Annotated in this window: 10 protein-coding genes; 8 read left to right on the top strand and 2 right to left on the bottom strand. The window is 73.3% G+C overall.

Annotated features, from left to right (window positions below; all coding sequences use genetic code 11):
• Window positions 1-7: 7 nt before the first annotated feature.
• Window positions 8-1,942, top strand: a complete 1,935-nt coding sequence (locus ACWDVB_RS17145) for a SpoIIE family protein phosphatase (protein WP_451513113.1) — start codon at window positions 8-10, stop codon at window positions 1,940-1,942.
• 119 nt (window positions 1,943-2,061) lie between these two features.
• A complete protein-coding gene (gene hemW / locus ACWDVB_RS17150; protein WP_451513112.1) occupies window positions 2,062-3,294 on the top strand; it encodes a radical SAM family heme chaperone HemW in 1,233 nt (410 codons plus the stop codon).
• Between the two features lie 198 nt (window positions 3,295-3,492).
• Here the strand turns inward: hemW and ACWDVB_RS17155 are convergent, their stop codons facing one another.
• Window positions 3,493-4,329, bottom strand: coding sequence for a DUF3097 domain-containing protein (locus ACWDVB_RS17155; protein WP_451513111.1), 837 nt, complete (start codon window positions 4,327-4,329; stop codon window positions 3,493-3,495).
• A gap of 35 nt (window positions 4,330-4,364) precedes the next feature.
• Window positions 4,365-5,105: an MBL fold metallo-hydrolase gene (locus ACWDVB_RS17160; protein ID WP_451513225.1), complete on the bottom strand. Its 741-nt coding sequence runs from the start codon at window positions 5,103-5,105 to the stop codon at window positions 4,365-4,367.
• Window positions 5,106-5,312: 207 nt separating this feature from the next.
• On the opposite strand from ACWDVB_RS17160, the gene hrcA reads away from it, so the two are divergent.
• The 6 genes from hrcA (at window position 5,313) to ACWDVB_RS17190 (ending at window position 13,450) form a co-directional block, all read left to right on the top strand.
• Complete coding sequence (hrcA, locus tag ACWDVB_RS17165; RefSeq protein ID WP_451513110.1) at window positions 5,313-6,329, top strand: heat-inducible transcriptional repressor HrcA; 1,017 nt, start codon at window positions 5,313-5,315, stop codon at window positions 6,327-6,329.
• Window positions 6,330-7,469, top strand: coding sequence for a molecular chaperone DnaJ (gene dnaJ, locus ACWDVB_RS17170; protein WP_451513109.1), 1,140 nt, complete (start codon window positions 6,330-6,332; stop codon window positions 7,467-7,469).
• 182 nt (window positions 7,470-7,651) lie between these two features.
• Window positions 7,652-8,725, top strand: coding sequence for a nitronate monooxygenase (locus ACWDVB_RS17175; RefSeq protein ID WP_451513108.1), 1,074 nt, complete (start codon window positions 7,652-7,654; stop codon window positions 8,723-8,725).
• The gene (locus ACWDVB_RS17180; protein ID WP_451513107.1) at window positions 8,722-9,462 is read left to right on the top strand and encodes a 16S rRNA (uracil(1498)-N(3))-methyltransferase; all 741 of its coding nucleotides are present in this window, start codon (window positions 8,722-8,724) and stop codon (window positions 9,460-9,462) included. Before ACWDVB_RS17175 ends, ACWDVB_RS17180 begins: the two co-directional genes overlap by 4 nt.
• A gap of 111 nt (window positions 9,463-9,573) precedes the next feature.
• Window positions 9,574-10,152, top strand: coding sequence for a hypothetical protein (locus ACWDVB_RS17185; RefSeq protein ID WP_451513106.1), 579 nt, complete (start codon window positions 9,574-9,576; stop codon window positions 10,150-10,152).
• Window positions 10,153-10,234: 82 nt separating this feature from the next.
• Window positions 10,235-13,450, top strand: a complete 3,216-nt coding sequence (locus tag ACWDVB_RS17190) for a S41 family peptidase (RefSeq protein WP_451513105.1) — start codon at window positions 10,235-10,237, stop codon at window positions 13,448-13,450.
• The last annotated feature ends 17 nt before the right edge of the window (window positions 13,451-13,467 follow it).

The following is a 13,467-nucleotide window of genomic DNA, read 5'->3' on the forward strand; positions in this document are numbered from 1 at the left end:
GATTCCGATGCAACGGGAGACCGAATTCCGTGGCTCCGCCAAGGACCGGGGCCGCCCCGGGCCACCGGCGGTGGTGCGCACATCCCTGCCCGGAAACCCGCTCGCCCCCGCCGCCGCGCGCCGATTCGTGCGTGCGGCGCTCGACGACTGGACCCGGCTCTCCGTGCCCGCGGCGGCCGGCATCACCGACCGCCTCGCCGACGACTCGGTGCTGCTGGTGAGCGAGTTGGTCACGAACGCAGTCGTGCACGCGGGCACGGCCGTCGAACTGCTGTGCCGCCTCGACGAGGGCGGACCGGGCGAGGACACCGAGACCCTCGTCATCGAGGTCTCCGACCACCACCCCTCCCGCGCCGTCCGCGGCGAGCAGGGCCCACCGCCCGTCGGCACCCCCGAGTACGGGCGAGGGCTGCAACTCGTCGCGACCCTCTCCGAGTCCTGGGGCATCACCTACCGCACGGGCACCAAGACCGTCTGGGCCCGGCTCCCCGTCGAGGAAGTCAAGGCCGACCAGGAGATCGAGTCGTACGCGAGCGAACAGGCGATGCAGCGCGGCCTCAGCGCCGCCGCGATCCTCGCGCCCCTGCCCAAGCGCGTCACACACGACACGGAGTGGGTCAACCGCGGCGCGCTCAGCTTCCTCGCCGAGGCGTCCGACCTGCTGGCCGGGCAGTTCGACGAGGACCTCGTGGCCGCCCTCGCCGGACAGCTCCTCGTGCCGCGGCTCGCCGACTGGTGCGCGGTCTGGCTCGACGACGCGTCGGAGGGCCCATCCCGCGCGGCCCCCGGCGCACCGGGCGCGAGGCTCGCCCGCGTCTGGCACACCAGCGAGCACCGGATAGAGGAGCTGCGCCGCGTCCTGGAGAAGGACCCTCCCCAGCTGCCCGACGCGGCGGGCACGGGCGCCATCCCCGTCCGCTGGCCCGGCGAGGCGCTGGCGGGTGAGACGTCCGGCACGGCACTCGCGTACCGCCTGGTCGCGGGCGGGCGCGCGCTCGGCACGCTGGTGATCGGCCGGGCGGGCTTCGTCCACCCCCTCGCCGGCGGCCGGGCCGGGGAGACCCCCTTCCCCGACGAGGTCACCGGCCTCATCGAGGACTTCAGCCGCCGCGTCGCGCTCGCCGTCAGCACGGCCCGCCGCTATCAGCGCCAGGCCAACATCAGCCGGATCCTCCAGCGCGGACTGCTGCCCAGCCAGGTCGCCCAGATCCCCGGCGTGCAGAGCGGCCTGGTGTACGAGCCGCGGGACAAGGGCGGGCCCGGCGGCGACTTCTACGACGTGTTCCAGGCGGGCGAGGGACGCTGGTGCTTCGCGCTCGGCGACGTCCAGGGCAAGGGGCCCGAGGCCGCCGTCGTCATCGGCCTCGCCCGCCCCTGGCTGCGGCTGCTCGCCCGCGAGGGCTACCAGGTCGCGGAGGTCCTCGACCGCCTCAACCAACTGCTCCTCGACGACGCGACGGAGGCGGCGGACGCGGCGGCCGCGGTCGTCGCCGTCGCGGGCGGCCAGGGCGTCTCCCCCGACGGACCCACCTCGCGCTTCCTCTCCCTCCTCTACGGCGAGCTGATCCCGTATGAAGGAGGCGTGCGCTGCACCCTCGCGTGCGCCGGGCATCCGCTGCCGCTCCTGCTCTCCCCCGAGGGGGAGGTACGGGCGGCGGCGACCCCGCAGATGCTGCTCGGGGTCGTCGACGACGAGACGTACACGAGTGAGAGCTTCAACCTGCGCACCGGCGACACCCTCCTGTGCGTCACGGACGGCGTGACCGAGCGGCGCTCGGGACAACTCCAGTTCGACGACGGCGACGGCCTCGCCCAGGCCCTCACCGGCTGCGCGGGCCTCGACGCGGCCCTGGTGGCGGAGCGGATCCGCAGGCTCGTACACGAATTCTCGGAACGGCCACCGGACGACGACCTGGCGCTGCTGGTGCTGCAGGCCCGGTGAGGGCGCCGGGCGTCGCCGTGATGCGTCTGGCGTCGCCGTGATGCGTCTGGCGTCGCCGTGATGCGTCTGGCGTCGCCGTGATGCGTCTGGCGTCGCCCTGGTGCGGGACAATGGAAGGCATGCCTTCCGCACTGCCCGATGGTGAGCCCATGCCCGAGGACGGGGCGCTGCCCGCGTCCGCCCTGGACGGCGCGGCCTCCCGCCCCCTCGGCTTCTACCTGCACGTCCCGTACTGCGCCACGCGCTGCGGCTACTGCGACTTCAACACCTACACCGCGACCGAGCTGCGCGGCTCCGGCGGCGTGCTCGCCTCCCGCGACAACTACGCGGACACCCTCGTCGACGAGGTGCGGCTCGCCAGGAAGGTCCTCGGGGACGACCCGCGGCCCGTGCGGACCGTCTTCGTCGGGGGCGGTACGCCGACGCTGCTCGCCGCGGGGGACCTCGTGCGGATGCTGGCGGCCGTGCGGGACGAGTTCGGGCTCGCGGACGACGCGGAGATCACGACCGAGGCGAACCCGGAGTCGGTCGATGCCGCTTACCTGGCTGAGCTGCGGGAGGGCGGATTCAACCGGGTCTCCTTCGGAATGCAGAGCGCGAAGCAGCACGTACTGAAGGTCCTCGACCGTACGCATACGCCCGGGCGGCCCGAGGCGTGCGTCGCCGAGGCGCGGGCGGCCGGGTTCGACCACGTGAACCTCGACCTCATCTACGGCACGCCCGGGGAGACGGACGAGGACTGGCGGGCCACGCTGGACGCGGCGCTCGGGGCCGGGCCCGATCACATCAGTGCGTACGCGCTGATCGTCGAGGAGGGCACGCAGCTGGCGCGGCGGATCCGGCGCGGGGAGGTCCCGATGACGGACGACGACGTCCACGCGGACCGGTACCTGATCGCCGACGAGGTGCTGGGCGGCGCGGGCTTCGAGTGGTACGAGGTGTCCAACTGGGCCACGTCCGAGGCGGGCCGGTGCCTGCACAACGAGCTGTACTGGCGGGGCGCCGACTGGTGGGGCGCCGGGCCCGGGGCGCACAGCCATGCCGGGGGCGTGCGGTGGTGGAACGTGAAGCATCCCGGGGCGTACGCGGCCGCGCTTTCCTCCGGCAGGTCGCCAGGAGCCGGGCGGGAGATCCTCTCCGCGGAGGACCGACGGGTCGAGCGGATCCTGCTTGAGCTGCGGCTCCGTGAGGGCTGCCCGTTGTCTCTCCTACGGGAGGCCGGGCTGGCGTCCGCCCGCAAGGCGCTGGGGGACGGCCTGCTGGAGGCCGGCCCTTACGGGGCCGGGCGGGCGGTTCTCACGCTGCGTGGGCGATTGCTGGCGGACGCGGTGGTACGGGGCTTGGTCGACTGACGTGGCTGCCGGACCAGCGAAGGTTGGCGGGGCGGGGGAGCGCGGGGTCGGGGCTGCGTCGCTGGATGGTGCCGGGTAAACGGGTGGGTGGGTGGGGGAGCCGCCGCGGAGCGGCGGGGTGCGGTGAGCGAGGTCGGCGGGGCGGGGGAGTGCAGGGAGCCGCCGCGGAGCGGGGAGCGGCGGGGCCGGTCGTGATGGTCAAGGCCCAGGGGCCAGCGGAAGCGTGACGAAGTCGATCAGCTCCTCCACCCTCCCCAGCAGCGCCGGCTCCAGGTCCCTGTAGCTGCGCACCGAGCCCAGGATCCGCTGCCACGCCGCCCCCGTGTTCACCGGCCACCCCAGCGCCTCGCACACCCCCGTCTTCCAGTCCCGCCCCCGCGGCACCCGGGGCCACGCCTCGATGCCCACCGAGGCCGGCTTCACCGCCTCCCACACGTCGATGTAGGGGTGGCCGACCACCAGGGCGTGCGCGCCGGTGACCTGCGCCGCGATGCGGGACTCCTTGGAGCCGGGGACGAGGTGGTCCACCAGGACGCCGAGCCGCGCGTCGGGGCCGGGGGAGAACTCCGCGACGATCGCGGGCAGGTCGTCGATGCCCTCCAGGTACTCGACGACGACGCCTTCGATGCGCAGGTCGTCGCCCCAGACCCGCTCGACCAGCTCCGCGTCGTGGCGTCCCTCGACGTAGATGCGTCCGGCGCGGGCGACCCTGGCCCGCGCTCCGGGGACGGCCACCGAGCCGGACGCGGTGCGGGAAGGACGTACAGGAGGAGCCGAGTCGGCGGCCGGGCGTACGAGAGTGACCGTCCTGCCTTCCAGCAGGAAACCCCGCGGCTCCATAGGAAAGACACGGTGCTTGCCGAAGCGGTCCTCCAGCGTCACCGTCGGGCCCTGCGCCGTCTTCTCGCAGCGGATCACCGCCCCGCAGAAACCGGTGCCCAGCTCCTCGACCACGAGGCCGGCGTCGGCCGCCACCTCCGGTACGGGCTTCGGCTTCTTCCAGGGCGGGGTGAGATCGGCGGAGTACTGGCGCATCCTGCCAACGATAGGAAGAAGACGCGGGGCGTCCGTCACGACACGCCGAAACGGGCCGCCAACGCAGCCCGCTGCGCACGGACAAAAGCCGCATCGACCACCGCACCGTGCCCCGGCACGTACAGCGCGTCCTCGCCGCCGAGGCCGAGGAGCCGGTCAAGCGCCGCCGGCCACTGCCCGGGCACGGCGTCCGGACCGGCCTGCGGTTCGCCCGACTCCTCGACCAGGTCGCCGCAGAAGACGATCTCCCGCCCGTCACCGGCGGCGGCGGGCACCAGGACCGCCAGGTCGTGGCCCGAGTGGCCCGGGCCGACGTTCGCGAGGAGCACCTGGACACCGCCGCCGAGGTCCAGCGTCCACTCCCCGCACACCAGGTGGTGCGGGCGCACCAGCAGGTCGGCCGCTTCCGCGGCGGCCGCCGGGTCCGCGCCGTGCCGCACCGCGTCCGCGCGCAGCTCGTCGCCGCCCTTGGCGAAGACCGTGTCGATGCCGACCGCGCCGTACACCTCCACGCCCGCGAAGGCCGCCGCTCCCAGTACGTGGTCGAAGTGCGGATGCGTCAGAGCGAGATGCGTCACGCGGCGGCCCCCGCCGAGAAGGTCCCTCGCCCGCGTCCGCAGCGCCGCGCCCTCCGCCAGGCCCGACCCGGCCTCGATCATCAGGGCCGCGTCGTCCCCGACGACGAGCCCCGCGGTGCAGTCCCACACCGGCAGGCGGCACCGCCCCACACGCGGCGCGAGTCGCTCCCAGCCGGCCGCTTCCCATGTCGGCTCCACATCCATACGGTGACGCTAGCCGCTGCGATACCCCTCAGCAGAACGAGAGCGGACCGAGAGCACACCGAGAGCAGACCGAGAGCGGACCGGCCTTGCCGGGTCCGTACCTCACGGCCGTACACTGACTTTTTGACAGGCTGGCACTCGCCCACGTTGAGTGCCAGGCAGGGGACTCACCGCGACGGATGACGGCTGGAGGTGTGCGCGATGCTCAGTGAACGCAGGCTCGAAGTGCTGCGCGCCATCGTCCACGACTATGTCGGGACGGAGGAGCCCGTCGGCTCCAAGGCGCTCACGGAGCGGCACAGCCTCGGCGTCTCCCCGGCCACGGTGCGCAACGACATGGCGGCGCTGGAGGAGGAAGGGTTCATCGCCCAGCCTCACACCAGCGCGGGGCGCATCCCGACGGACAAGGGTTATCGGCTGTTCGTCGACAAGCTCGCGGGCGTCAAGCCGATGACCGCCCCCGAGCGCCGCGCCATCCAGAATTTCCTCGACGGCGCCGTCGACCTCGACGACGTGGTGGGGCGTACGGTGCGGCTGCTCGCGCAGCTGACCCGGCAGGTCGCCGTCGTGCAGTACCCCTCGCTGACGCGTTCGACCGTGCGTCATGTGGAGTTGCTGTCCCTCGCTCCGGCGCGCTTGATGCTCGTACTGATCACCGACACCGGCCGGGTCGAGCAGCGCATGATCGACTGTCCGGCGCCCTTCGGGGAGACGTCGCTCGCCGATCTGCGGGCGCGGCTCAACAGCAGGGTCGCGGGCCGCCGCTTCGCGGACGTGCCGCAGCTGGTGCAGGACCTGACCGAGGCCTTCGAGGCCGAGGACCGCGGCACTGTCGCGACGGTCCTGTCCACCCTCCTCGAAACACTTGTCGAGGAGACCGAGGAGCGGCTGATGATCGGCGGAACCGCCAATCTCACCCGCTTCGGACATGACTTTCCCCTCACGATCCGCCCCGTGCTGGAAGCCCTTGAGGAGCAGGTCGTGCTCCTCAAGCTGCTCGGCGAGGTGCAGGATTCGGGCATGGCCGTACGGATCGGTCATGAGAACGCCCATGAGGGCCTCAGCTCCACTTCCGTGGTCTCGGTCGGCTACGGTTCGGGCAGCGAGGCAGTCGCGAAACTAGGCGTGGTCGGACCGACCCGCATGGACTATCCGGGAACGATGGGAGCAGTACGCGCAGTGGCACGTTACGTCGGACAGATCCTGGCGGAGTCGTAAGTGGCCACGGACTACTACGCCGTACTCGGCGTGCGCCGCGACGCTTCCCAGGACGAGATCAAGAAGGCCTTCCGCAGGCTGGCCCGTGAGCTTCACCCGGACGTGAATCCGGATCCGAAGACTCAGGAGCGCTTCAAGGAGATCAACGCCGCCTACGAGGTGTTGTCGGACCCGCAGAAGAAGCAGGTCTACGACCTCGGCGGCGACCCGCTGTCCCAGGCGGGCGGCGGCGGAGGCGCGGGTGGCTTCGGCGCCGGTGGCTTCGGCAACTTCTCCGACATCATGGACGCGTTCTTCGGGACGGCGTCGCAGCGTGGCCCCCGGTCGCGCACGCGCCGTGGCCAGGACGCCATGATCCGGCTGGAGATCGACCTCGACGAGGCCGCCTTCGGGACCACCAAGGACATCCAGGTCGACACCGCCGTGGTGTGTACGACCTGTAGCGGTGAGGGTGCCGCGCCGGGGACCTCGGCCCAGACGTGTGACATGTGCCGCGGTCGCGGTGAGGTGTCGCAGGTCACGCGGTCCTTCCTCGGCCAGGTCATGACCTCGCGGCCGTGCCCGCAGTGTCAGGGGTTCGGGACCGTCGTCCCGACGCCCTGCCCCGAGTGCGCGGGCGACGGACGGATCCGGTCGCGCCGGACCCTGACCGTGAAGATCCCCGCAGGTGTCGACAACGGGACCAGGATCCAGCTCGCCGGTGAAGGCGAGGTCGGCCCCGGTGGCGGCCCCGCCGGTGACCTGTATGTGGAGATCCATGAGTTGCCGCACGCCGTCTTCCAGCGGCGCGGCGACGATCTGCACTGCACCGTCACCATTCCGATGACGGCGGCGGCCCTCGGCACGAAGGTGCCGCTGGAGACGCTGGACGGCCTGGAGGAGATCGACATCCGGCCGGGCACGCAGTCCGGTCAGTCGGTGCCGCTGCACGGCCGCGGCATCACGCATCTGCGGGGCGGCGGGCGCGGTGACCTCATCGTGCACGTCGAGGTCCTCACGCCGACGAAGCTCGACGCCGAGCAGGAGCGGGTGCTGCGGGAGCTTTCGGCGCTGCGCGGGGAGGAGCGGCCCACGGGGCAGTTCCAGCCGGGGCAGCAGGGGTTGTTCTCTCGCCTCAAGGACGCGTTCAACGGGCGGTAGCGCCTTGGGCAGTGGCTCTGTGCCCCCGGTAGCGGGTTACCCCGTGCCGGGGGCGCTTTGTTGTCTGTCCCTGCGGGTTGTCTTGGGTTGCTCGCGCCGTTCCCCGCGCCCCTTACGGGGCTTCCCCGAGCCTCCGTGGGGTGCGATTCGGTTGCCCGAGCCGGGCGTGGCACGATGCCGTTATGTCCTCCGTGCTGACCGATCTCTGCCGCCATCCGATCGTGCAGGCCCCCATGGCGGGCGGTGCCTCCTGTCCGCAGTTGGCCGCGGCCGTCTCCGACGCCGGTGGTCTGGGATTTCTCGCCGCCGGGTACAAGACCGCCGACGGGATGTACCAGGAGATCAAGCAGGTGCGGGGACTGACCTCGCGGCCCTTCGGCGTCAATCTGTTCATGCCGCAGCCCGACACCGCGGACGCCGCCGCCGTCGAGGTGTACCGCAGCCAGCTCGCCGGTGAGGCGGCCTGGTACGAGACTCAGCTCGGCGACCCGGACAGTGGGCGCGACGACGGATACGACGCCAAGCTGGCGATCCTGGTCGACGACCCGGTGCCGGTCGTCTCCTTCACCTTCGGGTGCCCCACCCGCGAGGTCCTGGACTCCTTCGCGCGCGTCGGCACCCTCACCGTCGTCACCGTCACCACGCCGGAGGAGGCGCAGACCGCCCAGTGGTCAGGCGCCGACGCCGTGTGCGTACAGGGCGTCGAGGCGGGCGGACACCAGGGCACCCACCGCGACAACCCCGAGGCAGACGGCGCCGGGATCGGGCTGCTCTCCCTCGTCACGCAGGTCCGCGAGGCCGTGCGGATCCCCCTCCTCGCCACGGGCGGCCTGATGCGCGGCGCGCAGATCGCCGCGGTGCTCGCGGCGGGCGCGGACGCCGCGCAGCTCGGCACGGCGTTCCTGGTCGCCCCGGAGTCGGGCGCCAACGCCCTGCACAAGCAGGCCATGACCAATCCGCTGTTCGTGCGGACCGAGCTGACCCGGGCGTTCTCCGGGCGGCCCGCGCGCGGCCTCGTCAACCGCTTCATGCGCGAGCACGGCCCGTACGCGCCCGCCGCCTACCCCCAGGTGCACCACCTGACCAGCGGTCTGCGCAAGGCCGCCGCTAAGGCCGGTGACGCGCAGGGCATGGCGCTCTGGGCCGGGCAGGGCCACCGGCTCGCAAGGGAGCTGCCCGCCGGGCAGCTCGTGGAGGTCCTCGCGTCCGAACTCGCCGAGGCCAAGGGCGCGTTGACGCAGAGGGGCGCCGCGTGACCGCCCCCGTCTTCGTCGTCGAGCACTTCGACGCGGGTGCCGGCGGACGCTACGTACTCGACGGCCCCGAAGGGCGGCACGCCGTCTCCGTGAAGCGGCTGCACGCCGGTGAGGACGTCGTCCTGACCGACGGCGCCGGGCGGTGGGCGGAGTGCGTGGTCGTGGACACCGAGGGCAAGGACCGGCTCGTCGTGCACATGGACTCCGTGGCCGAGGAGCCCGAGGAGGAGCCGCGGATCACCGTCGTCCAGGCGCTGCCCAAGGGTGACCGCGGTGAACTCGCCGTCGAGACCATGACGGAGACCGGCGTCGACGCGGTCGTGCCGTGGGCCGCCTCGCGCTGCATCACGCAGTGGAAGGGCGAGCGCGGCCTCAAGGCGCTGGCCAAGTGGCGGGCCACCGCGCGCGAGGCGGGCAAGCAGTCGCGCCGGGTGCGCTTCCCCGAGGTGGCCGACGCGGCGTCGACCAAGCAGGTCGCGGCCCTGCTCGCGGGCGCCGACTTCGCGGCCGTCCTGCACGAGGAGGGCAGCGAGCCGCTGGCCACGGCGGACCTTCCCGCCGCCGGGCACATCGTGCTGGTGGTCGGGCCCGAAGGGGGCGTCTCCCCGGACGAGTCGGCGGCCTTCGCCGAAGCCGGCGCGAAGCCGTACCGCCTCGGGCGCAGCGTGCTGCGCACGTCGACCGCGGGGACGGCGGCGACCGCGCTGCTCCTGGGGCGCACGGGCCGCTGGTCCTGACAGCGTCCGCGCGCGCCGGTCGACAGATGGCCGCAAGCGGTCTACCGCACCGGCGCACGGGGTGGCACCCTGCCGCCTATGGGGGCATTGAGGCGGTTACAGCAGCGGAACGTGTGGAAACGGCGTACGCCGATCCTGTGCGCCGTCGGGCTCGCCGGCGCCGCGGCGCTCGGCGTCACCGCGTGCGACCCCGTGAACGGTGATCTGAACACCTCCGCGGTCGCGCTCACCACCGACGAGATGGGCACCAAGGAGCTGGAGCGGCAGCGCCTCGACGTGGCGTGGCTCAGCTGCACGGCCCGTTACCAGGACCGGGTGACTCCCAAGAGCGGCGCTCCGACGCCCGAGGCCGTCGTCGAGGTGGACTGCCAGGGCGATTCCGGCGACGGCCAGGACATCACCATCAAGGGCAAGGTGCACGCCGTCGTCGACGGCCGGTGCGTACGCGGAAACCTCACCGCGAAGGTCGACGGCAAGGAGTGGTTCCAGGTCGACGTCCTCGGCAACTGCGGGGCGGATGACGGCAACGGCGACGGTGACGGTGGCGGCACGCCTTCCCCGCCGCCCGACTCCCACCGGCCGCCGCCCTCCCACGAAGAGCCCGGACCCGGCCCCACCACGACCGTCACCGTGACCGTCACTCCGGACCCGCCGCCACCCGCGACCTGCGACTGCGCCCCCGGCAAGTGACCCGGCGGCACGGGCGGACGGCTCCGGACGAAGTGATCCGAACCGCTGCCGGGCCGCCCGGCGCCTGCCTAGGCTGGGTGGCGTGACTCAGACTGCGTACCTCCGGTATCCGCACCTCCACGGCGAGTTGGCCACCTTCACGGCCGAGGACGACGTCTGGGTCGCCCCCCTCGACGGGGGCCGCGCCTGGCGGGTCAGCGCCGACAACATGCCCGTGAACCACCCCCGCGTCTCCCCGGACGGCACCACCGTCGCCTGGACGTCCACCCGCGACGGGGCGCCCGAGGTGCACATCGCACCCATCGACGGCGGCCCCTCCAGAAGGCTGACCTACTGGGGCACTTGGAAGACCGGCGTACGCGGCTGGACCCCCGATGGGCAGGTCCTCGCCGTCAGCGCGGCGGGCCAGGCATCCCTGCGCCGCACCTGGGCGCGGGCCGTGCCGCTGGACGGCGGACCCGCGACCACGCTCCCCTACGGTCTGGTCGGCGACGTCGCCCACGGCCCCGACGGGCAGATCCTGCTGCTCTCCGCCCCCATGGGACGCGAGGCCGCCTGGTGGAAGCGGTACCGCGGCGGCACCGCGGGCAAGCTGTGGATCCGCACGGAACAGGCGCGGGGCGACCGTCCCTTCGTACGCCTGCACGAAGAGCTCGACGGGAACATCGAGTACCCGCTGTGGGTGGGGGAGCGCGTCGCCTTCCTCTGCGACCACGAAGGCGTCGGCGCGCTCTACTCCTCACTCCCCGACGGCTCCGACCTGCGCCGCCACACCCCCACCGACGGCTTCTACGCCCGGCACGCCGCCACCGACGGCACCCGCGTCGTCTACGCGTCCGCCGGTGAGCTCTGGCTCCTGGACGATCTGACCGGCGCCGAGCCGCGCCGCCTCGACATCCGCCTCGGCGGGCAGCGCACCGACCTCCAGCCGCACCCCGTGACCGCCGCCCGCTGGTTCGGGGCCGCCGCGCCCGACCACACCGGGCGCGGCAGCGCCGTCTCCGTGCGCGGCTCCGTGCACTGGATCACGCACCGCGAGGGCCCGGCCCGCGCGCTCGCCGCCACGCACGGGGTGCGCGCCCGGCTGCCCCGCACCTTCCGCGTGGCCGGTGAGGAGCACGTGGTGTGGGTGACCGACGCCGAGGGCGACGAGGCGCTGGAGTTCGCCCCCGCCACCGGCCCCGCGCCCGGTGCGACGCCCCGCAGGCTCGCCGTCGGACAGCTCGGCCGGGTCCTCGCGCTCGCCATGTCGCCGGACGGCAGCCGCGCCGCCGTCGCCTCGCACGACGGCCGCGTCCTGCTCGTCGAACGCGAGAGCGGCGAGGTCCGCCAGGTCGACCGCAGCCAGGACGGCGAGGCCACCGGGCTCGTCTTCTCGCCCGACTCCGCCTGGCTCGCCTGGTCGCACCCCGGCCCGCGCCCGCTGCGCCAGCTCAGGCTCGCCAACACCGCCGACCTGTCGGTGTCCGAGGCGACCCCGCTCCGCTTCCGCGACTACGCGCCCGCGTTCACCCTCGACGGCAAGCACCTCGCCTTCCTGTCCGCGCGCGCCTTCGACCCGGTTTACGACGAGCACGTCTTCGACCTCGCCTTCGTCGGCGGCTCACGGCCGTACCTGATCACGCTCGCCGCGACCACGCCGTCCCCGTTCGGGCCGCAGCGGCACGGCAGGCCCTTCGAGGGGCAGGACAGCCCCGGCGCCGAGACGCCCGAAAGCGAGGGCGCGCCCGTCACCCGCATCGACTTCGACGGGCTCGCCGACCGCATCGTGCCGTTCCCCGTCGAGGCCGCCCGCTACACCACGCTGCGCGCCGCCAAGGACGGCCTGCTCTGGCTGCGCCACCCGGTGCGCGGCGTGCTCGGCGCCTCCCGCGCCACCCCGTCCGACTCGGAGCCGCCCACGGAACTGGAGCGGTACGACCTCGTCCAGCGCCGCGTCGAGGAGCTCGCCGCCGACGCCGACCACTTCGCGGTCACCGGCGACGGCAAGCGGGTCCTGCTGTGGACCGACGGCAAGTTGAAGGTGGTGCCCAGCGACCGGCGCGCCTCCGGCGACGACGACAGCGACTCGAACATCACCGTCGACCTCTCCCGCATCCGCCACACCGTCGACCCGGCCGCCGAGTGGCGCCAGATGTACGACGAGACGGGCCGCCTCATGCGGGACAACTTCTGGCGGCCCGACATGGGCGGCGTCGACTGGGACGCCGTACTGGACCGCTACCGCCCCGTCCTGGACCGCGTCGCCACCCACGACGACCTCGTCGACCTGCTCTGGGAGGTGCAGGGCGAACTGGGCACCTCGCACGCGTACGTCATCCCGGGCGGCGCGGGCGGCACGCACCGCCAGGGACTCCTAGGCGCCGACCTCTCGCGCGGCGAGGACGGCCAGTGGCGCATCGACCGCGTCCTGCCCTCCGAGACCTCCGACCCCTCAGCGCAGTCCCCGCTGGCGGCGCCCGGCGTCGCGGTCCGTCCCGGCGACGCGGTGATCGAGGTCAACGGCCGGGCCGTCGACCCCGTCACCGGCCCCGGACCACTGCTCGTCGGCACCGCGGGCAAGCCCGTCGAGCTGACCGTCTCGCCCTCGGGCGGCGGCGACCCGCGGCACGCCGTGGTCGTCCCCGTCGCCGACGAGGAGCCGCTGCGCTACCACGCCTGGGTCGCCGACCGGCGCGCCTACGTCCACGAGCGCTCCGGCGGCCGCCTCGGCTACCTCCACGTCCCCGACATGCAGGCGCCCGGCTGGGCGCAGATCCACCGTGACCTGCGCGTCGAGGTCGCCCGCGAGGGCCTGGTCGTGGACGTCCGCGAGAACCGCGGCGGGCACACCTCCCAGCTCGTCGTGGAGAAGCTGGCGCGCCGCGTCGTCGGCTGGGACCTGCCACGCGGCTCGCGCCCCCTCAGCTACCCCTTGGACGCACCGCTCGGACCCGTCGTCGCCGTCGCCAACGAGTTCTCCGGATCCGACGGCGACATCGTCAACGCCGCGATCAGGGTGCTCGGCATCGGCCCCGTGGTGGGCACACGCACCTGGGGCGGCGTCGTCGGCGTCGACAACCGCTACCACCTGGTCGACGGGACGCTGGTCACGCAGCCGAAGTACGCGTTCTGGATGGAGGGCCAGGAGTGGGGCGTCGAGAACTACGGAGTCGCCCCCGACGTCGAGGTCGTGACCACCCCGGACGACTACGCGGCGGGCCGCGACCCGCAGTTGGACGAGGCGGTACGGATCGCGCTCGCCGCGCTGGAGGAGAGCCCGGCGAAGAGCGCGCCGCGGCTGCCCGGGACGCCGTAGGCCCGCCGCCGCCCCCG

Source organism: Streptomyces sp. NPDC003379 (assembly GCF_053589195.1).

Bases quoted from the DNA above. Each gene is read 5' to 3' on its own strand.
- hemW (WP_451513112.1), top strand. From the start codon at position 2,062: ATGCCTTCCGCACTGCCCGATGGTGAGCCCATGCCCGAGGACGGGGCG.
- ACWDVB_RS17155 (WP_451513111.1), bottom strand. From the start codon at position 4,329: ATGCGCCAGTACTCCGCCGATCTCACCCCGCCCTGGAAGAAGCCGAAG.
- ACWDVB_RS17145 (WP_451513113.1), top strand. From the start codon at position 8: ATGCAACGGGAGACCGAATTCCGTGGCTCCGCCAAGGACCGGGGCCGC.
- hrcA (WP_451513110.1), top strand. From the start codon at position 5,313: ATGCTCAGTGAACGCAGGCTCGAAGTGCTGCGCGCCATCGTCCACGAC.
- ACWDVB_RS17175 (WP_451513108.1), top strand. From the start codon at position 7,652: ATGTCCTCCGTGCTGACCGATCTCTGCCGCCATCCGATCGTGCAGGCC.